This window comes from Mesorhizobium sp. B2-6-4, assembly GCF_006441495.1.
Classification (GTDB): domain Bacteria; phylum Pseudomonadota; class Alphaproteobacteria; order Rhizobiales; family Rhizobiaceae; genus Mesorhizobium.
Genome location: NZ_VFUE01000001.1, coordinates 254,937 through 274,899 on the forward strand (window position 1 = coordinate 254,937; position 19,963 = coordinate 274,899).

The 19,963-nt window shown below is 64.1% G+C and carries 22 protein-coding genes; 4 read left to right on the forward strand and 18 right to left on the reverse strand.

The window, feature by feature from the left end; translation table 11 throughout:
- The first annotated feature begins 114 nt into the window (after positions 1–114).
- Entirely contained in the window at positions 115–279 is a 165-nt protein-coding gene (locus FJ426_RS01160; protein WP_140496794.1) for a hypothetical protein, read from the forward strand.
- 113 nt (positions 280–392) lie between these two features.
- On the opposite strand, the gene FJ426_RS01165 is transcribed toward FJ426_RS01160, so the two are convergent.
- From FJ426_RS01165 to FJ426_RS01250, 18 genes are all read right to left on the reverse strand, one after another.
- A complete protein-coding gene (locus tag FJ426_RS01165; protein WP_140496796.1) occupies positions 393–1,094 on the reverse strand; it encodes a tRNA (guanosine(46)-N(7))-methyltransferase TrmB in 702 nt (233 codons plus the stop codon).
- A gap of 27 nt (positions 1,095–1,121) precedes the next feature.
- Entirely contained in the window at positions 1,122–2,387 is a 1,266-nt protein-coding gene (gene metK / locus FJ426_RS01170; protein ID WP_140496798.1) for a methionine adenosyltransferase, read from the reverse strand.
- A 169-nt stretch (positions 2,388–2,556) separates the two neighbouring features.
- Positions 2,557–2,976, reverse strand: a complete 420-nt coding sequence (locus FJ426_RS01175; protein WP_140496800.1) for a helix-turn-helix transcriptional regulator — start codon at positions 2,974–2,976, stop codon at positions 2,557–2,559.
- A 139-nt stretch (positions 2,977–3,115) separates the two neighbouring features.
- Positions 3,116–4,708 carry an apolipoprotein N-acyltransferase gene (gene lnt, locus FJ426_RS01180; RefSeq protein WP_140559673.1) on the reverse strand — a complete coding sequence of 531 codons (1,593 nt, stop codon included), beginning with the start codon at positions 4,706–4,708 and terminating at the stop codon, positions 3,116–3,118.
- Between the two features lie 200 nt (positions 4,709–4,908).
- Complete coding sequence (locus FJ426_RS01185) at positions 4,909–5,376, reverse strand: VOC family protein (protein WP_140559674.1); 468 nt, start codon at positions 5,374–5,376, stop codon at positions 4,909–4,911.
- 10 nt (positions 5,377–5,386) lie between these two features.
- Positions 5,387–6,481, reverse strand: coding sequence for a hemolysin family protein (locus FJ426_RS01190; protein WP_140496806.1), 1,095 nt, complete (start codon positions 6,479–6,481; stop codon positions 5,387–5,389).
- 27 nt (positions 6,482–6,508) lie between these two features.
- Positions 6,509–7,015: an rRNA maturation RNase YbeY gene (ybeY, locus tag FJ426_RS01195; protein ID WP_140559675.1), complete on the reverse strand. Its 507-nt coding sequence runs from the start codon at positions 7,013–7,015 to the stop codon at positions 6,509–6,511.
- A gap of 17 nt (positions 7,016–7,032) precedes the next feature.
- Positions 7,033–8,025 (reverse strand): PhoH family protein, encoded by a 993-nt coding sequence (locus FJ426_RS01200; RefSeq protein ID WP_224518987.1) that lies wholly within the window; start codon positions 8,023–8,025, stop codon positions 7,033–7,035.
- An 83-nt stretch (positions 8,026–8,108) separates the two neighbouring features.
- Complete coding sequence (gene miaB / locus FJ426_RS01205; RefSeq protein ID WP_140559676.1) at positions 8,109–9,518, reverse strand: tRNA (N6-isopentenyl adenosine(37)-C2)-methylthiotransferase MiaB; 1,410 nt, start codon at positions 9,516–9,518, stop codon at positions 8,109–8,111.
- 64 nt (positions 9,519–9,582) lie between these two features.
- On the reverse strand, positions 9,583–10,383 hold the full coding sequence (locus tag FJ426_RS01210) for a lysophospholipid acyltransferase family protein (RefSeq protein WP_140559677.1): 801 nt from the start codon (positions 10,381–10,383) through the stop codon (positions 9,583–9,585).
- Positions 10,384–10,404: 21 nt separating this feature from the next.
- Positions 10,405–10,899, reverse strand: coding sequence for a ribosomal protein S18-alanine N-acetyltransferase (gene rimI / locus FJ426_RS01215; RefSeq protein WP_140559678.1), 495 nt, complete (start codon positions 10,897–10,899; stop codon positions 10,405–10,407).
- Positions 10,899–11,576: a tRNA (adenosine(37)-N6)-threonylcarbamoyltransferase complex dimerization subunit type 1 TsaB gene (gene tsaB, locus FJ426_RS01220; protein ID WP_140559679.1), complete on the reverse strand. Its 678-nt coding sequence runs from the start codon at positions 11,574–11,576 to the stop codon at positions 10,899–10,901. Before tsaB ends, rimI begins: the two co-directional genes overlap by 1 nt.
- A gap of 110 nt (positions 11,577–11,686) precedes the next feature.
- Positions 11,687–12,793, reverse strand: coding sequence for a DUF1513 domain-containing protein (locus tag FJ426_RS01225; protein ID WP_140559680.1), 1,107 nt, complete (start codon positions 12,791–12,793; stop codon positions 11,687–11,689).
- Between the two features lie 2 nt (positions 12,794–12,795).
- On the reverse strand, positions 12,796–13,875 hold the full coding sequence (locus FJ426_RS01230; RefSeq protein ID WP_140559681.1) for an imelysin family protein: 1,080 nt from the start codon (positions 13,873–13,875) through the stop codon (positions 12,796–12,798).
- Positions 13,875–15,473, reverse strand: coding sequence for a di-heme oxidoredictase family protein (locus tag FJ426_RS01235; RefSeq protein WP_140523853.1), 1,599 nt, complete (start codon positions 15,471–15,473; stop codon positions 13,875–13,877). Before FJ426_RS01235 ends, FJ426_RS01230 begins: the two co-directional genes overlap by 1 nt.
- Positions 15,474–15,485: 12 nt before the next feature.
- A complete protein-coding gene (gene bfr, locus FJ426_RS01240; RefSeq protein WP_140496826.1) occupies positions 15,486–15,971 on the reverse strand; it encodes a bacterioferritin in 486 nt (161 codons plus the stop codon).
- Entirely contained in the window at positions 15,937–16,248 is a 312-nt protein-coding gene (locus tag FJ426_RS01245) for a (2Fe-2S)-binding protein (protein ID WP_140523850.1), read from the reverse strand. Before FJ426_RS01245 ends, bfr begins: the two co-directional genes overlap by 35 nt.
- Before the next feature lie 108 nt (positions 16,249–16,356).
- Complete coding sequence (locus tag FJ426_RS01250) at positions 16,357–17,646, reverse strand: imelysin family protein (protein WP_140523847.1); 1,290 nt, start codon at positions 17,644–17,646, stop codon at positions 16,357–16,359.
- A gap of 438 nt (positions 17,647–18,084) precedes the next feature.
- On the opposite strand from FJ426_RS01250, the gene FJ426_RS01255 reads away from it, so the two are divergent.
- From FJ426_RS01255 to FJ426_RS01265, 3 genes are read left to right on the forward strand one after another with little or no spacing between them, the layout of a single operon-like run.
- A complete protein-coding gene (locus FJ426_RS01255; protein WP_140559682.1) occupies positions 18,085–19,338 on the forward strand; it encodes an FAD-dependent oxidoreductase in 1,254 nt (417 codons plus the stop codon).
- A gap of 37 nt (positions 19,339–19,375) precedes the next feature.
- Positions 19,376–19,606, forward strand: a complete 231-nt coding sequence (locus tag FJ426_RS01260; RefSeq protein ID WP_140496834.1) for a type II toxin-antitoxin system ParD family antitoxin — start codon at positions 19,376–19,378, stop codon at positions 19,604–19,606.
- A gap of 11 nt (positions 19,607–19,617) precedes the next feature.
- Positions 19,618–19,938: a type II toxin-antitoxin system RelE/ParE family toxin gene (locus FJ426_RS01265; RefSeq protein ID WP_181167355.1), complete on the forward strand. Its 321-nt coding sequence runs from the start codon at positions 19,618–19,620 to the stop codon at positions 19,936–19,938.
- Positions 19,939–19,963 lie beyond the last annotated feature (25 nt).

Here is a 19,963-nt window from a genome sequence, read left to right on the forward strand (position 1 = left end):
GCATGCCATCCATGCGGCAACGGCCCTTGTTGGTCCTCAAGCCGCGCTCCTATCTATGTTGCATTGCACAAAGCGACAGCGATAGCGCGTCACCGCACGCGAAAGGACATGACAATGAACAGCCGCAAGGTTTTTTCCGCCATAGGCGATCTCTTCACCACATTCGGCAGCGCCGTAGCCGCGTCGCGGGCGGTGGAAGCCGGCCGCAAGCCGCGCGCCCAGGATCTGCGCAGCCTCGGCATGGATCCGACGGCTTTCGACAAGATCGGCCGTTTCTGAACTCCGGCCAACGGGCGACATTCGATTTCTGTGTCCCCGCAACAATTGAAGATCTCTCCCTCACGAAGGGCCCAGATCCTGATGCCCAAATCCCGATGCCTGGGACCTGATGCCTAGGTCCTGATGAAGGTAAGATAGGCCGGCCGCCTGCCCTCGCGGACGGCTTTCGCCTCGTAGCGGGTGCCTGGCCAGCCATCGTAGGGGCGATGCCAGTCGACGGCCTCTGAAGCCTGCCAGGCGAAACCGCCATGCGCACGGCAATGCAGCAGGGTCCAGTTCACATAGGTGTCGATGTCGGAAGCGAAACGGAATTCGCCGCCACGCTTCACAACGCGTGCGAAACGATCGAGATTGACCGGGCTGACGAAACGGCGCTTCCAGTGCTTCTTCTTCGGCCACGGATCGGGATAGAGCAGGTCGATGCCATCGAGCGAGGCCTGCGGCAGCCAGTCGAGCAGCCGCGTGGCGTCGTCGTCGTAGACCCTGAGGTTGGCCAGCGGCTTTTCCCGCATCGCCATCATCATCTTGGCCATGCCGTTGACGAAGGGCTCGACACCGATAAAGCCGGTCATCGGCGCTTCGGTCGCGCGATGCAGGAGATGCTCGCCGCCGCCAAAGCCGATTTCGAGGCGAACGGCGGAAACATCGGCTTCGAACAGAGCCCGCAGATCCGACGGCGCCTCATTCGTCAGATCGAGCCGATAGGTGTCGAGGCCGCTTTCCAGCGCCGCCGCCTGCTGCGGGCGAACCGGCTTGCCGCGCCGACGGCCGAAGAAGGCTTCTGTCGCGCGGCTTGGCCTGTCCCCGGAACTCATCGGCTGATCAAGGTCCTGTCGCCGCCCTCAGGCAGCGACAGCATCCTTGAGCGCCTTGGCGAGATCGGTCTTTTCCCAGGAAAAAGATCCGTCGCGGCCGGCCTTGCGGCCGAAATGACCGTAGGACGAGGTCTTGGCGTAGATCGGCTTGTTAAGGTCGAGGTGGCGGCGGATGCCGGACGGCGACAGGTCCATCACAGTGCGCAGCGCCTCCTCGAGCCTTGCCTCGTCGACCTTGCCGGTGCCGTGCAGGTCGACATAGACCGACAAGGGCTGGGCGACGCCGATGGCGTAGGAAAGCTGGATGGTGCAGCGGTCGGCAAGTTTCGCCGCCACAACGTTCTTTGCCAGGTAGCGCGCCGCATAAGCGGCCGAACGGTCGACCTTGGTGGTGTCCTTGCCCGAGAAGGCGCCGCCGCCATGGGGTGCGGCGCCGCCATAGGTGTCGACGATGATCTTGCGGCCGGTCAGCCCGGCGTCGCCATCAGGCCCGCCGATGACGAACTTGCCGGTCGGATTGATGTACCACATGCAATCGTCGGCGATCTTGAGGTCACCCAATGCCTCGCGGATATAGGGCTCGACGACCTTGCGCACCTTCTTGGAATCCCAGCTCGCATCGAGGTGCTGGGTCGACAGCACGATCTGCGTCGCTTCGGCGGCCTTGCCGTCGATATAGCGGACCGTTACCTGGCTCTTGGCGTCCGGCCCGAGCTTGCCGGCATCGCCGTTGTTCTGGTGGCGGGCGGCGGCCAGGAGTTCGAGGATCTTGTGGCTGTAGTAGATCGGCGCCGGCATCAGGTCCGGCGTCTCGCGGCAGGCATAGCCAAACATGATGCCCTGGTCGCCGGCACCCTCCTCGCCCTGGCGGTCGGAGGCATTGTCGACGCCTTGGCCGATGTCGGGCGACTGGCCATGCAACAGAACGTCGATCTTGGCCTTTTTCCAGTGGAAGCCGGCCTGCTCATAGCCGATCTCGCGGATCGCCTTGCGGGCGACCGACTTGAACTTCGCCGGGTTGACGACCGGATGGCCGGCGGCATCCCTCAGGATGTTGCCTTCCTTGTCCTTCTTCAGCAGCGTCTCGGGAACGCGCACCTCGCCGGCGATGACGACGCGGTTGGTGGTCGCCAGCGTCTCGCAGGCGACGCGGACTTTCCACGGATCCATGCCCGTCTTCTTGGCCTCACGGTAGACCAGGTCGACGATCTCGTCGGATATCCGGTCACAGACTTTGTCGGGATGGCCCTCGGCAACGGATTCCGAGGTAAAGAAGTAGTTCTGCCGCGTCACGGGTGTCCCCTCTTGAAAAAACGATCGGCAGGCTGCCGATTTGGCGCGCCACGTGTTAGCGGGGCGAAGCGCCGCTCGTCAAGCGGTGCCGCCCTTCTGGCATGAATGTCGATGTCGATATTTTGTACCACCAGCGGCCGGAATGCCGCCGGTCGAGTCCTGTTGCGGATCAGTCGGAATCTTCGGACGCCAGCGACTTCACCAGGTCTATGATCCTGCGACGCACCTTGACGTCGGCGATCTTGACGAAGGCCCGGTTGAGTTGAAGGCCCTCCGGGCTGCCGCAGAATTCCACGGCGAAAGCCATCGAAGCATCCTCCGCGAAACCGCGGCCGGCCGGGCTCTCCTGGCCCGGCGCATCCTCGAAAAAGAAGGCGACAGGCACGCCGAGTATGGATGCTATCGCCTGCAGGCGGCTTGCGCCGACCCGGTTGGTGCCCTTTTCATATTTCTGTATCTGCTGAAATGTGATGCCGAGGTTCTCGCCTAGTTTTTCCTGGCTCATTCCCAACATATTGCGGCGAAGCCGGATGCGACTTCCAACATGGATGTCGATCGGATTCGGTTTCTTCTTGTTATCTTCTGTCATTTTTTCCTCGCCGAATTTTTTCGGCTTTGTGATTTTTTTCCTACCCAAACAAAGCCGGAGGCGACTGCCCCAACAGAACGATCCACCGGCTTCGAGAAATTTTCAGGCGTTACAGTATGAGTTTCTAATGTGTCGACTGTCAATTCACCCGTAGCCTTTGCCTTACATTGAACAGGACGGCAGCCAGGGCAAACAGCAACATGATCAGCATTCCGTTAATGCGCAGCTGGCCGGCGGACACGACAGCTTGCTGCGAGATTGGCACACGGACGTCGATGGCCCCGCGCGCGTCGATCGCCAGCGCATCGACGATGCGCCCCCGTGGGTCGACAACCGCCGAGATGCCGTTGTTGGCCGCACGCAACAAGGGCAACCCGTTCTCCACCGCGCGAATCTGAGCCTGCCTGAAATGCTGATAGGGACCCGGCGTATCGCCGAACCACGCATCGTTGGTAACGTTGACAATAAGCTGCGCTGACGTTGCGTCAACCGCCACCAGTTCGGGAAAGATCACTTCGTAACAGATGAAGGGCAAGGCGCGGACGCCATCCGGCAGCGTGATCGCATGCCGCTCATTGCCTGCCGTGAAGGTCACCGGGCCAGCGACCAGTTGTTCGATGCCGAAACGATCGAGCAGGTCGGCGAAAGGCAGGTATTCGCCGAACGGCACCAGATGGACCTTGTCGACGGCGTCAGCGATTTCGCCCTTGTCGTTGATCGCCACCACGGAGTTGTAGTAGCGGCTGCCGGCACCGGCCGCCGCACCGCCTTCCTCGCGCACGACGCCGGCGATCAGCATCTGGCCGGCGTCCAGCATGTCGCCCAGTGCGGTCAAAGCGTCCGGCCGCTCGGTGAGGAGGAACGGGACCGAGGTTTCGGGCCACAGGATCAGTTGCGGCTTTTCATGGCCGGGGTCCGGCGCCTTGGCCGACAGGCCTATCAAGGTGGCGAAGATACGGTCGCGCACCGAGGCGTCCCACTTTTCCGAAAGGTCGACGGCCGGCTGGACGATGCGCACATCGATCGTGCGGGCCTCAGGCGCGGCCGGAGCGTTGAGCCTGAGATAGCCGAAGCCGGCATGAGCGGCGACGAGCACGACAAGCAGCGCGACGCCAAGACGAAGATGCGTGCGCGCCGCCAGCAGCGCCGGCAGCGAGAAGACGAACACGGCGAGCACGTTCATGCCGACCATCCCGGTGACCGAGACGCTCTGCATCAGCAGGGGCACCGGCATCGCCGCGTAGCCGATCGCGTTCCAGGGAAAGCCGGTGAACAGGAAGCCGCGCAGCCACTCGGCCAGCCCGAAGGCGGCGGCCAGGGCCGCGATGCGGCCGATGTCGTTGCTCCACAGGAGCCGGGCGACCATGGCCGCAAAGCCGTAGAAGAAGGCCAATGCAAAGGGGATGCCGACCACCGCGAAGGGCAGCGCCCAGGCGAAACTGTCGGCCTCTACAAGCAGGGCCGAGCCGATCCACCACAGGCCGGCGAGGAAATAGCCGAAGCCGAACCACCAGCCGACGGCAAAGGCCGGCCGCAGCCGCGCAAACAGGCTGCCCGAGGCCTCACCGGTCGCCCCGTCGAGCAGCCAGACCAGCAGCGGAAACGAAATGAAACAAGCGGCAAAGAAATCGTACGGCGCCTGGCCGAGCACCGCCAGGGCGCCCGCGAGGAACGCCACGAGCGCACGCCGCCAACCCCAAAACAGAATTATCCGGCCGGCCAGGCGGTTCATGCATTGTTCCGAGTCGTGCGAATCACGGCAGCAGATTTATCAGGCCGCGGCCTGCGCTCCAAACTTCGGGTGGTCTGCCGTGAAACCCACTCACCACTGCTGGAGCGCATCGCGTTTGAACTGATCAGACGACGCGCCTTAGGTCTTTGTTTTTGTGCATGTCCTCCTCCCAAAACCGAAGTTACTTAGGGCGACATGGATCAGCGGTGCCACCCTTCTATGCGCACGTCGCCGAGCCGTTCGGCCTCTTCCAGCGGAACGGAGCGGATGGTCTGGGTGAAGGTCCAGACATGGCCCTCGGGATCGCGCGCCCGATACTGGCGCTCGCCGTAGAACTGGTCCGCCGGCTCCTGGATTATACCGGCACCCGCCGTCCGCGCCTGCTCGCAATGTGCATCAATGCCGTCTTTCAGCCTGACATAGACCGACTGCGTGTTCTTGCCCGAGACCGAGGCCGGGCTGGCGACGTAGTCGCTCCATTCGGAATCGACAATGATGTAGCAGTCGCCGAACCGCATCTCGGAATGGACGAGCTTGCCGTCGGCATCGCTGACCACCATGCTGCGCTCGAAGCCGAAAGCTGCCTCCAGCCAATCCAGCGCGGCCCGCGGATCCCTGTAGAACACGCCGGATCCCAAGGCGGCGTGCCTGAAGGGGTCTTCGGTCATCCGCAGGCGCTTAAGCCTGCTCGGTGCGCGCCGCGGCGCGGCGGCGACGTTCGCCCTTCTGGTTCTGCACGATGCGCACGCGCTTGACGCGGCGCGGATCGGCGTCGAGCACATGGAACTCGAAGCCAGGGATGGCCTGCACCACCTCGCCGCGCGCCGGCACCCGGCCAAGCGTGTTGAAGATCATGCCGCCGATGGTGTCGACATACTCGCCATGTTCGCCGGCGGCGAAATCCCCGCCGATCATCTTGGCAACCTCGTCGATCTCGGCCTTGCCGTCGACGACGAACACGCCTTCACCGGTCTGGGTGATCATCGGCTCGTCGTCGTCGTGCTCGTCCTCGATGTCGCCGACCACCATCTCGACGATATCCTCGAGCGAGACGAGCCCGTCGGTGCCGCCATACTCGTCGATGACCAGCGCCATCTGCGTGCGGGTCGTCTGCATGCGGCCCATCAGATCGGAGGCCAGCATGGACGGGGGCACGAACAGCACCGGCCGGATCAGGTTCAGTTCGCCTATGGTGCGCGAGAGGTCGACCTGGGTGAGGTCGAGAACCGTGGCGGCGGGTGTCTTCCTGGTCGCCCGGCCTTTCCTGACGCGCGCAATCTTGGTGATATGGGCCAGCACGTCGCGGATATGGACCATGCCGCGCGGGTCGTCGAGCGTCTCGGCATAGACCGGCATGCGGGAATGGCCGGACTGCTCGAACATGCCAAGCAGATCGCCAAGCGTGGTCGTGATCTCGACCGCCTCGATGTCGGCGCGCGGCACCATGACGTCCTCGACGCGCACCTCGCGCAGCCGCAGGATGTTGTTGAGCATGGCGCGTTCGCCCGGCGAAAAGGATTCGACATCGCTCGTCGTCTCGGCGAGCGCGCCGGCGATCTCCTCGCGCAGGCTGGTTCCGTTGCGTTGCCTGAACAGGCCCAGAACGCGGTTGAACAGGGAAGGCCCGGCAGGCGACGGCTCACTGGCAGCGCTGCCGGTGTTGGCAACGCCAGGGGTAATGGTACTCGGACTTGATCCCTCTTCCGACGTATCGGAAGCCTTGGTCGCACTGCCGGCGTCGGGGCGGACGGCAGTTTCAGGTTTGTCGTTCATCTTCGTCCGTCAATTGGTGTTTTGTAGTTACGCGTAGGGATCGGGAATGGCAAGTCTGGCGAGCGCGGCGCGCTCGACGGCCTCCATCTCCTCGGCCTCGGCATCGGTCTCGTGATCATGGCCCATGAGATGCAGCAGGCCGTGGATGACGAGATGGGAAATATGGTTCTCCAGCGGCTTGTCTTCCAGTGCCGCCTCGCGCGCCACCGTCTCCGCGGCCAGTACGATATCGCCGAGCATCGGCGGCAGCGGACCGCCCTTGGGGAAAGGAAATGCCGGAAAAGACAAGACGTTGGTCGGCTTGTCCTTGCCGCGCCAGCCGGCGTTGAGCGCCTGGACATGGGCATCGTCGGAAAAAACGACGCTGAGTTCGGAACGGCCAGCCGCACCCGTCTCGGCGAATGCCGCGGCGGCGGCGGCGCCGACCAGCCGGACAAGCTCGGCTTCGTCCGGCCAATGCCCAGCCTCGACCGTCAGATCAATGTCGACGGGCAGCGGCGGAGCCGGCCCGTTCGGCGTTTCGGGCTCAACCATGAGGTCGCTCGATCAAATCAGCCTTCGGTCCCCAGGCCGCGGGCTAGCTTGCCGTCCCGGTCGTAGGCCTTGACGATCTCGGCGACCAGCGGATGCCTGACGACGTCGCCTTCATTGAAGCGGACCGTCACCATGCCGGTCACACCGTCGAGGATCCGGAGCGCCTCGACAAGGCCGGACTTGGTGTTCTGCGGCAAATCGATCTGCGTTGGGTCGCCGGTGACGATCATGCGCGAATTCTCGCCCAGACGGGTCAGGAACATCTTCATCTGCATCGGCGTGGTGTTCTGCGCCTCGTCGAGAATGACGGCGGCATGCGCCAGCGTGCGGCCGCGCATGAAGGCGAGCGGTGCGATCTCGATCACCTCGGCGGCGATGGCGCGTTCGACCTTGTCGGCCGGCATCATGTCATAGAGCGCGTCGTAGAGCGGCCGCAGGTAGGGATCGACCTTCTCCTTCATGTCGCCCGGCAGGAAGCCCAGCCGCTCGCCGGCCTCGACGGCAGGCCGCGACAGCACGATGCGCTCGACCATGCCGCGTTCGAGCAGCATCGCCGCATGCGCCACCGCCAGGTAGGTCTTGCCGGTACCGGCCGGGCCGATGCCGAACACCAGTTCCGAGCGCTCCAGCGCCCGCATATACGCGTCCTGCGTGAGCGAGCGGGCGTAGATCGTCTTCTTGCGCGTCGATATCTGGGCGGCCGAAACCTTGCCCTTGCGCTCCAGCGTCGGCAGCGTGAGCTGGTCATCGGCGGCGACCGCCATGCGCACGGCGCCGTCGACATCGGACTGGCCGATATCCACCCCCTTCTGGAGGATGCCGTAGAGGTTGTCCAACGCGCGGCGGGCCTGCTCGGCGGCGGAAGCCGACCCCTTGATGGTCAGCTGGTTGCCGCGCGAGCGGATGTCGACGCCCAGTTTCTGCTCGAGCCGGGCGAGGTTCTCGTCGAACTGGCCGTAGAGGGCGCTGGCAAGCTTGTTGTTGTCGAAAGTCAGTACGATGTGCGCCATGTCAGAAGCCCCAGATGCCGGTACCGGGGGCAGGTTCTTCAGCTCCGCTGCGCTCAACCGTCTCTCCTCATCTGCCGAGGTCATCAGACCAATTCGGCGAACAGGCTATTGTAACCCGTCTTCGTGATTCGCACCTGGATAATGTCACCGATTTCGCCGGCCTTTTCATCAACAATAACGGGCTGAAGCCAAGGTGAGCGTCCGACCTTCTGGCCGGCCTGGCGACCTGGCTTCTCGATCAGCGTATCTATGGTGCGGCCGACGAGACTCAAGCCGAAATCCTGCTGCTGCTTCAAAAGCAGCGCCTGGAGCCGCTGCAAACGCTCGTCCTTGACCGCTTCCGGCACATGGCCGGCCATCTCGGCGCCCGGCGTGCCGGGGCGCGGCGAATATTTGAACGAAAAGGCCGAGGCGTAGTTCACCTGGCGCACCAGCTCCATCGTCGCCTCGAAATCCGTCTCGGTCTCGCCGGGGAAACCGACGATGAAATCGCCCGACAGCGCGATATCGGGCCGCACGGCGCGGATGCGGTCGAGCAGCGCCAGATAATCAACCGCCGTGTGCCTGCGGTTCATCGCCTTCAGGATGCGGTCGGACCCGGATTGCACCGGCAGATGCAGATACGGCATCAGTGCCGGCAGGTCGCGATGGGCCGCTATCAGCTCGTCGTCCATGTCGCGCGGGTGGCTCGTGGTGTAGCGCAGGCGCGCCAGCCCGGGAATTTCGGCCAGCCTGAACAGAAGGCGGCCAAGGCCCCATTCCTCGCCGTTTTCGCCTTGTCCATGCCAGGCATTGACGTTCTGGCCAAGCAGCGTCACCTCACGCACCCCGGCTTCGGCCAGGCGCTCGGCTTCGGCGACGATCTGTGCCACCGGCCGCGACACTTCGGCCCCCCTGGTGTAGGGCACGACGCAGAAGGTACAGAACTTGTCGCAGCCCTCCTGGACGGTGAGAAAGGCGGTGACGCCGCGCTTGATCACCTCGGCGCGCTTCGGCTGCGGCAAGTGCTCGAACTTGTCCTCGATGGCGTAGTCGGTCTCGACGATCTTCTCGCCGCCGCGCACCCTGGCCAGTACGTCCGGCAGCCGGTGATAGGTCTGCGGGCCGATGACCAGGTCCACGGCGGGCGAGCGGCGGATGATCTCGGCCCCTTCGGCCTGCGCCACGCAACCGGCGACGCCGATTAGCAATTCGCGGCCGGCGGCGGCGCGTTCGGCCTTCATCTCGCGAATGCGACCGAGCTCGGAATAGACCTTTTCAGCCGCTTTTTCCCTGATATGGCAGGTGTTTAGCAGCACCAGGTCGGCTTCGCCGATGGTCTGCGTCGCCGTGTAGCCGTCGGCGGCCAGCGCATCTGTCATGCGCTGTGAATCATAGACGTTCATCTGGCAGCCATAAGTCTTGACGAAGACCTTTTTCGCCGCCGCGGAAATTACTGCCTGCTCTCCAGCCGCAGTCCCGATGTCGTCGCTTTCAACCGTGTTCAAGTCCATCCGGCGGCTTCTAACGCCTTTCCGCGACAAAAAACAGACGATTCTGCCTGGGGGCCTTCGGGATTCAGCGGCTCGGGCGCGGCGCGGCCAGTGCCGCCTGCATCATTTCGCGCACGCGGCTTTCCATCAGCTTGGCCGTTTCCTTCCGGTTCGACCCCTTGGCGAAGGCAATCGGTTCGCCGAAATGCACCTCGACATCGAGCGCGCCTTCCGCCATCAGCACTTTGAGATGCGGCATCAGGTCCTCGTCGCCGATCCACGCCGCGATCGGCCGGTGCCGGCGGCCGAGCGGCACGCCATGCAACCGGGTATAGGCGATCGCTACCGGCTGGATGAAGACCTGCTCCGCCGCGCCCTCCGAAATCGCCATCGAGGCGGCACCGAACAGCGTGCTCTTGAAGGGCAGGACGACGTTGCCGTCGCCCGTCGAGCCCTCGGCAAACAGCACCATGGCATCGCCCTTGGCCATGCGGTTGGCGATCTCGCTCGCCTGGTCGCCGGACGAGCGCTTGCGCTCACGCTCGATGAAGACGGTGCGCTGCAGCTTCGACAGCATGCCGATCAGCGGCCAGCCTTCCATGTCGGCCCTGGCGATGAACTTCACATCGGCAAAAGAACCCAGCACCATGATGTCGGTCCAGGAGATGTGATTTGAGGCAATCAACAAGGGGCGGCGGTCGGACATCGTGCCGTTGACATGGATGCGCATGCCGAGCGCCCTGACGATCAGCCTGTGCCAGATCTTGAGGATGAAGGTTTCCGGCCACCAGCCGGTCTTCATCGACAGGACCTGCAAAGGCACCAGGATCAGCGAACCGGCGACGACCAGCCCTATCGCCAGGAAAACCCTGATTTTTCCGATCATCGCTCCACCCCGAAAACCTGGCTAGCGAAGATCGCGGCGCATGACAAGCGCGCCGGTCGGTCCATGCTCGGGCGACCTGTAATAGTTGGGGCGCTTGCCGACCTCGCGGAATCCGAGACGCCTGTAGAGGGCGATCGCGGCGACATTGGTCTCGTCGACCTCGAGGAAGAGCGCTTCGGCGCGTTGCGCGTGCAGTTCGCGCAGCACCGCGTCCATCAACTGCCAGCCCAGCCCCTGGCGGCGATGCGACCGCGCCACTGCAACGGTCAGGATCTCGCCTTCGCCGGCCGCCAGCCGGGCCAGCACGAAGCCGACCGGCGGCTTGGCGCCGTGCCCGGTTTCGCGCGCGGCATAGCCGAACACGGTGTCCTGTTCGAGCAAGGCCGCGAACTCGCCATCGGTCCAGGGGCGGACGAAGTCCTCGCGGTGCAGGAGCGAGACCGCCGGACTGTCGGTGGTCCTGAGCGGTTCGAGCGCGTAATCGCGGCGGCGCGACTGGAGAAAAGGTATGCGCATTATTTCCCTTGCCTGGAAAGTATGAACCCGGCCTGCGGCTTGGCGTCGGCGCCGCGCAGATAAAGAGGTTTCGGCCTCTCGCCGTCGCCCTTGGCGACCGCCAGGCGGGCGTAAGTGAGAATGTCCGCGGTCGCCGTCTCGGGTCCGATGTCGAAGGCGCGTCCGGCGGATGCCGCGATCCGCGTCGCGGCGGTTCCGGCGAGCACCGAAGACCGCTCGCTCGCCATGGCCACGGCATCCGCCAGTGTGACCACGGCCGGACCGTAAGTCAAAACCGACATCTCATCATAGAGAGCGGCATGGATCTCCTCGCGTCCGGCATCGAGCGCGGCCAGCACGGCGCGGCCGGGAAATGCCCGTGCCGCCTCGGCTGCCAGCGCCTCGAGCGTCGTCACGCCGATTGCAGGTACCTTGAGCGCCAGCGCCAGGCCGCGCGCCGTGGAAACCCCGACGCGCAGGCCGGTGAAGGAACCGGGGCCGACGGAGACGGCGATGGCGCCAAGACCGGCATAGGCGGTTGCACCGGCCTTCAGCGCCTCGGCGATGACGCCCATCAGATGCTCGGCATGGCCCTTGCCGAGATCGAGCACCGCGCGGCCGAGTTCCTGCCTCGCCCCGGCATCATAGACGCAGGCGGCGCAGAGGTTGGCGGCACAGTCGATGGCGAGCACTTTCATGAAACGACCGGTTCGAAAAACAATTCCCTGTGCCTGCCACAGCGCGCCACCGCAAGGGGATAGCGCATAATTTCTTAAGCGGCTTCGTTCCGGCACAGCGGGAACGGTGTCTATGCGGCAGGCGCTATGCGCAGCATGTGGTTGTCCCAGACATAGTCCGGTTCGGACCGTGTCGCGCCATTGCCCTCGACGATTTCGCCGGCTCCGGTGGTAGCCATGAAACCCGTCCCGTCGGGCGCCACGCCGCAGACCTCGACCAGTGCGCTTGACGAGACGAGCCGCCCGCTCGCCGCATCGATCACCACAAGCGAATTGCCTTCCGGCGAAGAGACGGCAATGGTGCCGGCAACCGGATTGGCGGCGACGGAACCGATATAGTTGCGGAAGCCGGACAGGACATCCCGCGGCATGTCGAGGAGCTGCAAATCCTTGCCGCGCGCGGCGCGGCCGACCAGCAGCGGACGGTCGGTGCCGGGTCCCCGGTACTGGCAGCCGAACCAGACGGTGCCGGTCTGGTCGGTGTCCATGTGGCGGATCGACAGCTGGTGCAGCGCCGCCGGCAATTCGTGCTTCTCGACCAGATCGCCGGTGACACGGTCGATGAGTACATAGGATGGCTTCATGGTGGCGATGTTGAGCTCGGCGCGGCCATAATCGGGATGAGTCTCGATGCCGCCATTGGCAACGGCGATCGTCCTGCCGTCGCCCAGGAGCAGAAGCTCGTGGGGTCCCATGCCATAGGTCGGGAATTCACCAAGGCGCTTGAATTTCGCCCGCGCGTCGTAGACGCCGACGACGCCGGCCGCGTTGTCGAAATCGTTCTCGGTGGCATAAAGCAAGGCGCCGTCCGGGGAGAACACGCCATGGCCGAAGAAATGCCGGCCGGTGATGCTGGCGATGGTCAGCGGTTCATCGCGCCCGGCGTGATCGAAGACCACGGCGAAGGTGCCGGGCTGGCGGGCGAACACCACTGAGCGCTTCGATATGGGATCGAAGGTGACGTCGTGGCCGCGGTCGGGCAAGTCGATCGCGTGCAGGAGCTTGCCGGCCTCGGACAGGATTGCGGCGCCATAGCTGCCGTCGCGCTTGACGAAGGCGGTGGCGAAGACGGCATCGGCGGCAAGCGTATTTGCCCAGGCCGGCGGCGCCATCGCGGCGGCAAAACCGATGCCCGCGGCTCTCAGGAAATCGCGACGGTCAATGAGGGAGGTTTTCACGCTCAGTCCCCATCCAGCGAGGAAAAACCGGCGGTCAGGCCGAATTCGGCGGTCAGCCTGGTGCCGAACAGGGTCGACAGGCTGGAGGTGATCAGCGCGAGATGCTCGAGCTTTTCGCGCAGCGCCGGGTCGGCGAGCGCCTTGTCGATCGGCCCCTGCACCGACTTCGCGGCGGCGACGCCGTTGAGCAGCTGGATGTGGATCGATTCCGCCATCCAGCGCGCATCGGGCGGCAGCGCATCGCCGAGCTTCGAGGCCTCGAACAGCCCGTCGATGCCGGCAAGGTTTCCAGCCAGCGAATTGGTGGTGTTTTGCGAACGCCAGTAGATCGCCTGTTTCGGCTTGTCCGCCTCCGGCTTGCCGCCCAGGAAGCCTTTCAGGCGCACGTCGCGAACCATGTCCAGCTCGTTGATGAAGATGCCGACCAGTTCCGTCGCCGCTTCTGTGCCGTCGCGATAGAGCGGATTCTGCGGCCCCGGATTGGCCCAGAGCGCCGCAAAGCCGTCCGGCCTGTTCCAGGCGTCGGCGACATCGCCGGCCATGGTTTCGATGTTGTCGGCAACCGCCGCACCATAGGCGCAGCGATAGGGATCGTTCTTGCCGGCAAGCGCATCGGCGCCGTCACCGTAGAGCACGAATTCCAAGGCGCCGAGCCCCTGCATGGCGACGCTCTTGCCGGAAAGCTGTGCCGGATCGGTGGCGCTCGGGTCTTGGGCGGCCAACGCGGCCTGCACCTGTTTCAGGCCGATGCTTTTGCGATCCGGCCAAAACAGCATTCGCTCCAGCCGGTTGTTTTCCTTGATCGGGCCGAACCCGATGATCTCGGCCGACGACCAGGCATCCACCGTGCGCGAGAATTCGGCGCGTGCCGCATCGAGATCGCCCTTTGAGGGTTTTTCGCAAAGCGCGTGCATCGCCTTGTTCAAGCCCGCCGCGCGGTCGTGCAGACTGGCATAGGCCGGCCGGACAAAGCCGTCGATTGCCCGCTGGATGACGTCGGTGGCCTTCACCGCCGCCGATGCGGGGCTGACGCCCAGCAGGGCCAGAGGAAGAAGGATTACCAGCGCGGGACGCTTCAACATCACAGGGACTCCAGGAATTTGAGCAATGCCTCGCGGTCGGCGGCGCCGGCGGCGGCGAAGCGGTCGCGCGATTTCTGGCCCTCGCCGCCATGCCAAAGAATCGCCTCGACCAGGCTGCGGGCGCGGCCATCGTGCAGATAAAAATTGTTGCCGTTGACCGTTTCGGTGAGGCCTATGCCCCATAGCGGCGGCGTGCGCCATTCGTTGCCCGTCGCCTCGCCCACCGCCTGGCCGTCGGCAAGGCCGGGGCCCATGTCGTGCAGCAGGAAGTCGGAATAGGGCCAGATAAGCTGGAAGGCCTGCGCCTTGTTGGGCGCGTCGCGGCGGGTTACGAATTTCGGCGCGTGGCAGGAAACGCAGCCGATCTCGTAGAAGAGTTTCTTTCCGGCGAGCACATCCGGGGCGCCGAGGTCGCGGCGCGCCGGCACGGCCAGGTTCTGCGAATAGAAGGTGACGAGGTCCATGACCGGCGCCGGCGCCTCGGCCGGACCGAGCCGCTCCTGCACGCCGTCCGGCATGGCAAGGCAATCCTTCTCGGCGGCGGTGCAGTCGCCCCAGTGTTTGGGCTCCTCCGGCGTCGAGATGCCGATGTCGCCGGCAAAGGCATCCGCGGCCTGCTGGCGGATTGACGCGGTCTGCGCCTTCCAGCCGAAACGACCAAGGGTGAGCGCGCCGCTCATGCCGTCGCGCACGATGTTCGGCCTGCCGGAAATGCCGTCGCCGTCCCGGTCGTTCGGATCGGCATGGGCGATTATATCAGCGGGCGCGATCTGCTCGATCAGGCCGAGCCCGATCATCGGCGGCGTCAGGCGCGGCGACAGCGTGGTGCGCGGATCGAGCAGGCCGTAGGCCAGATCATCGACCGCGTAAGCGGGCTTGCGCAGCGAAACCACGGCGCCGTCGCCGAGCCCGACCTTTTCCTCGCTGTAGTCGACGCGCATCCGGCCCTCGCCGCGCAGGCCGGGGACGGCCAGGTCCTGCAGCTGCGAACCGTAGACCGGATCGGGGATGTTAAGCAGCCTGTGGTCGGCAAGCCGAGCCTTCTCCTCCTCGGTGCTCGCCTCGCGCGCCAGCCGCAGGAACATCGACGTGGTGCCAGCCGCGCCTTGCGGCGGGCGGCCGCGGCCGTCCTTCAGATGACAGTTCTGGCAGGCGCGTTCGTTGAACAGCGGTCCGAGCCCGTCGGAGGCCTGCGTCGAGGACGGCGACGACACCCAATTCTTGCGGAACAGGGCGTTGCCCAGCTTGAAGGTGCCTTCTTCCTCGAAGGTGATGTTGGCCGACGATTGCGAGAAGGAATCGCGGTTGACGTCCTTCCTGGATGTGCCGGCGCCGCCTTGCATCAATTCGAACTGCTCGGGTTTCGAGAAGTCCTTGGTCGGCCTGGTAACGGCTGTGACGCGCGCCTGATCCTTCGGGCTGAGGTCGGTGCGCGTGGCGGCGAAATTGGCGGGCTGCTGCGAGCCGGACCCGCCCGTGGCGAAGGTCAAAAGAATGATGGCGGCCGAACCGGAAAGCACGACGCTTCCCGGTTTTCTGTTTGACGACAGGCCTTCGGCCCGCCGCCAGCGGCGCAGCAATGCTAGGGTGCGCCGCATTCCCGCATGCCCTTACTCCGCCTCGTCCGCCGATGCGGCATTGAGCTGGCCGTATTTTTCCTCGCCGATCGAGGCAAGCAGATCGAGCTGCGTCTCGAGGAAGTCGATGTGCCCCTCCTCGTCGGCCAAGAGTTCCTCGAACAGTTTCATGCTGACATAGTCGCCGGCTTCGTTGCAGACCTCGCGCGAGCGCTTGTAGGCGGTGCGAGCGTCATACTCGCCGGCAAGGTCGGATTCGAGCACTTCCTTCACGTTCTGTCCGATACGCAGCGGCGCCACGGACTGCAGATTGGGGTGCCCTTCCAGGAAGATGATCCGGGCCACGAGCTTGTCGGCATGGTGCATCTCCTCGATCGATTCGGCGCGTTCCTTCTTGGCGAGCTTGGCGTATCCCCAGTCCTCCAGCAGACGGAAATGGACCCAATACTGATTGACGGCACCAAGCTCCAGGAACAGAGCCTCGTTAAGCCGCTCGATGATCTGTGGTTCGCCTTTCATGGGTTCTGCTCCCGTATTGGACGCGCAGGCCTCTGACGCGATCCAGATGTGAAACGATGTCCACGCCGCTCGCCTGCGAGCGGGCGTGGTAGTTCTCGGTGACCCGAATGATCGTTTCGACCACATTTGGGAAGCAGCCGCAACAGCGACCGCGCTTGTGCATGGCGTGATAGACTTTTGCCGGCACGATGAGCTGCCAGGGATCCTGGTCCAGCAGCCCGACGATCGTCTGCTCAATCTCCTTCTCGGTGATGATGTTGCAATGGCAGATCAGCATAAACTTGCTCGGATGGCTGACGGCGCCTTCCGCGCCGTGTGGCTTGACTCTATCTTCCCCGCGCCGAAGCCCTTTGTGACTTCGGCCCGGGCTTCCAGGCTTCGACGCTTACTGGAACACCTTGTCCGGCGCATCAAGGCTGTCTGAACCCTCAAAGGCTATGGCGTTGAGCTTCAGCGCGCCGACGGCGCGTTCGACCGATTTGGTCTGGTCGACCAGTGCGTCGATTGCCGCCTGCACCGTGGCGTTGCCCTCGGTGTTGCCTTCGGCGATCTGCTGGTCGTAAGCCTCGCCGCCTTCGGCGCGGGCCTTGATCGCCTCCATCTTGGCGACGGTGACATCGAGCTTGTCAGACAGTTCCTTGTCGATGGCCGGATCAGCCGCCTTGACCATGTCCGCCACCGACGGCCCTGAAATAACGGTGCCGTCCAGCCTGGTGTAGCTGGCGTGATAGGCGGCGCGGATGCCGACGGCGTCATAGAGATGGGAATTGTAGGTGTTGTCGGAGAAGCAGTCATGCTCCTCTTCCGGATCGTGCAGCAGCAGGCCGAGTTTCATGCGCTCGCCGGCGAGTTCGCCGTAGGAGAGCGAGCCCATGCCGGTAAAGATGGCCGAAATGGCGGCGTTCGGCTCGCCGTCCGCCAGATTCTTGCGCGCAGCGCCGCCTTCCTTCCAGTCGCCGACCATCTCCTGGAGGTCGGACACCAAAAGGGTGCTGGCTGACTTCAGATATTCCGCGCGGCGGTCGCAATTGCCGCCGGTGCAGTTCTTGAGATCATAGTCGGTGTAGGGGCGCTCGCCGGCGCCCGGTCCGGTGCCGTGCAGATCCTGGCCCCAGAGCAGGAACTCGATGGCATGGTAGCCGGTGGCGACATTGGCCTCCACGCCGCCGGCCTCCTGCAGCGTGCCGGAGAGGAATTCCGGCGAAAGCTTCGAGGCGTCCACCTTCTTGCCGTTGATCTCGATCTCCTTGTTGGCGATCACATTGGCCGTGTAGAGCGAATTCGCGTCGGATTCTGTGCCGTAGCTCTTGGCGACATAATCGATCAGGCCTTCGTCCAGCGGCCAGGAATTCACCTTGCCTTCCCAGTCGTCGACGATCTTGTTGCCGAAGCGGTAGACCTCGGTCTGCTGGTAAGGAACGCGCGATGCCTTCCAGGCCTCGCGGGCGGCATTGAACGTCTCGGCCGAAGGCTTGGCCAACAAGGTATCGACCGCCTTGTCGAGCGCCTGCGCGGTGGTCAGCGAATCCTCGTATTTGGCAAGCGCGATGTCGGCATAGGTCTTGATGACCGCCTTGGGATCGCTCTCGGCCTTGGCCGGCAGCACGAACACCGCCGCCGTCAGCAGGGCCGTGGCACCGATCGCCGCAAGCCTGCTGCCATGTCGTGCCGTCATTATCACTCTCCAGTTTTTCGGGAATTTTGTGAACGGCGCGCGCGACAACCGGCGCCAGGCCATGTGCAGGCCGTCATTCGCGGGGCATGCCGCGCTGTCGCGCGGGTCGAAGAAGAAAGACACCAAAATGCCTCCAATCGAAAGGGTTCAAGGCCCAGACATCAAAGGGATGCGCCGATGCGCGAGGCCCCATAAAGCTTCAGGACCGATGGAAGTCAACGAAAATCGACAGGAAAACTCAATCGAAACAACAGTTTAGAATTATTCTAAACTGCGATAGTCAACTTTAGCCGCCTGCCCCGTGTGCCGACTTCATCGCCGAACTGTCCGATTGACAGCCGCCGTTCCGGGTGCGACCCGCAAATGGCCTCTTGCGGCGGCGCCAGACAATTCCCACGTGGCGAGACATCCTAAAATCAAGCTTGGGATCGGAATGCGATGAAGAACGGCGTGGTCATTGTCGGTGCGGGACATGCGGGCGTGCAGGCGGCGGCAAGCCTGCGCGAGGAGGGTTACGACGGGCCGGTGATCCTCGTCGGCGACGAGAACGAGCTGCCCTATCACAAGCCGCCGCTGTCGAAGACCTTCATCAAGGATGCCGAGGCCAAGCCGCAACCCTTGCGTGGCGAGGCATTTTACACCGGCAACGCCGTCGACTACCGGCCGGGCGTTCGGATCGACCGCATCGATGCCGGCAGTCGCCGTTTGGAGATATCAGGCGGCGGCGAACTTGCCTTCGATCATCTGATCCTCGCCACCGGCTCGCGCCCGCGCCTCCTGCCGCTGCCCGGCGCGGATCTGTCCGGTGTGGTGTCGTTGCGCTCGCTTTCCGATGCGCGGCTGATCCGGGACTTGAGCGCACGGAGCGAAGACGTCGTCATCCTCGGCGGCGGCTTCATCGGGCTGGAGATCGCGGCGACGCTGCGCGCGGCCGGCCGCACCGTAACGGTCGTGGAAGCGGTCGACCGGCTGCTTGGCCGCGCCGTGGCGCCGATCGTGGCGAGCCATGTCCGCCAACGGCTGGAAGCGACCGGCGTGCACATTCTCACCGGCACCACGATCGCAAGGCTCGAAGGCGAAAACGGCCATGTCACGGCAGCGATCACCTCGTCTGGCGAAAGGCTGCCGGCGCGCATGGTCGTCGTCGGCATCGGCGCCTTGCCCAACGTCGAACTGGCCGGGGAAGCCGGCCTCACCATCGCCAACGGCATTCGCGTCGACCACCAGATGCGCAGCTCGGTGCCGGAAATCCTCGCCATCGGCGACGCCGCCTCCTATCGACACTGGTTCACCGGGGGCGACGTGCGGCTGGAATCGGTACAGAACGCTACCGACCAGGCGCGGCTTGCCGCGCGCACCATAACGGGCCATGCCGACGCCTATTCGGCCGTGCCCTGGTTCTGGTCCGACATCGGCGACATGAAGCTGCAGATGGTCGGTCTGACATCCGGCGGCGACAGCCATGTCGTGCTGGGCGATCTCGCCGACAACAAGTTCTCGATCTACCATTATGCCGCAGACAGGCTGCTCGGCATCGAATCGGTCAACCGCCCCGGCGACCACATGCTCGGCCGCAAGATGCTGAGCGCCGGCTTCTCGCCGGCGCCACAGACGGTGGCAGCGGGGCCGGACGGATTGAAAGCGGCGCTGGCCGCGTTCCAGAACAAAGAGTCAGCCGAGGCCAGTGCCTAAGATTGCCAATTTTTGCCATAGGCTATAAAATGCCTGAATGAGCACCATGAACATCTCCCTGCCGGAAAGCTTGAAGCATTTTGTCGATCAGCAAGTGACCGATCGCGGCTATGGCACGAGCAGCGAGTATGTGCGTGAATTGATCCGCCGCGATCAGGATCGTCAGCTTCTGCGCGGCTTGCTCCTTGAGGGCGCATCGTCCGCCCCGGGCGCTCCGGTTGACGACGACTATTTCGCCGCGCTGCGGAAACGGGCGCAGGGCCAATAGAGTAAGTGCCCATAAAGGCGATCATTCCTCGAAAACTAGCCCTGCGGGATGTCGAGGATGCTGTCGATTACTATACGCGAGAAGCTGGTTCGCGCGCGGCATTGGGCTACATCGAGGAGCTTCAAAACGCCTACAAACTGCTAGCCAGCCATCCGGCATCGGGCTCTCTGAGATATGGCTACGAAATTGGATTGCCTGGTCTGCGTAGCGTGCAAGTCAGGCGCTATCCATACCTGATTTTTTATCTTGAACAGACCGACCATATCGATGTTTGGCGGGTGCTGCACGCCAAGATGGACATTCCAGCCTGGTTACAGAATCCGAGCTCCTGACGGCACGTTCACCGGGCTCAGTGTA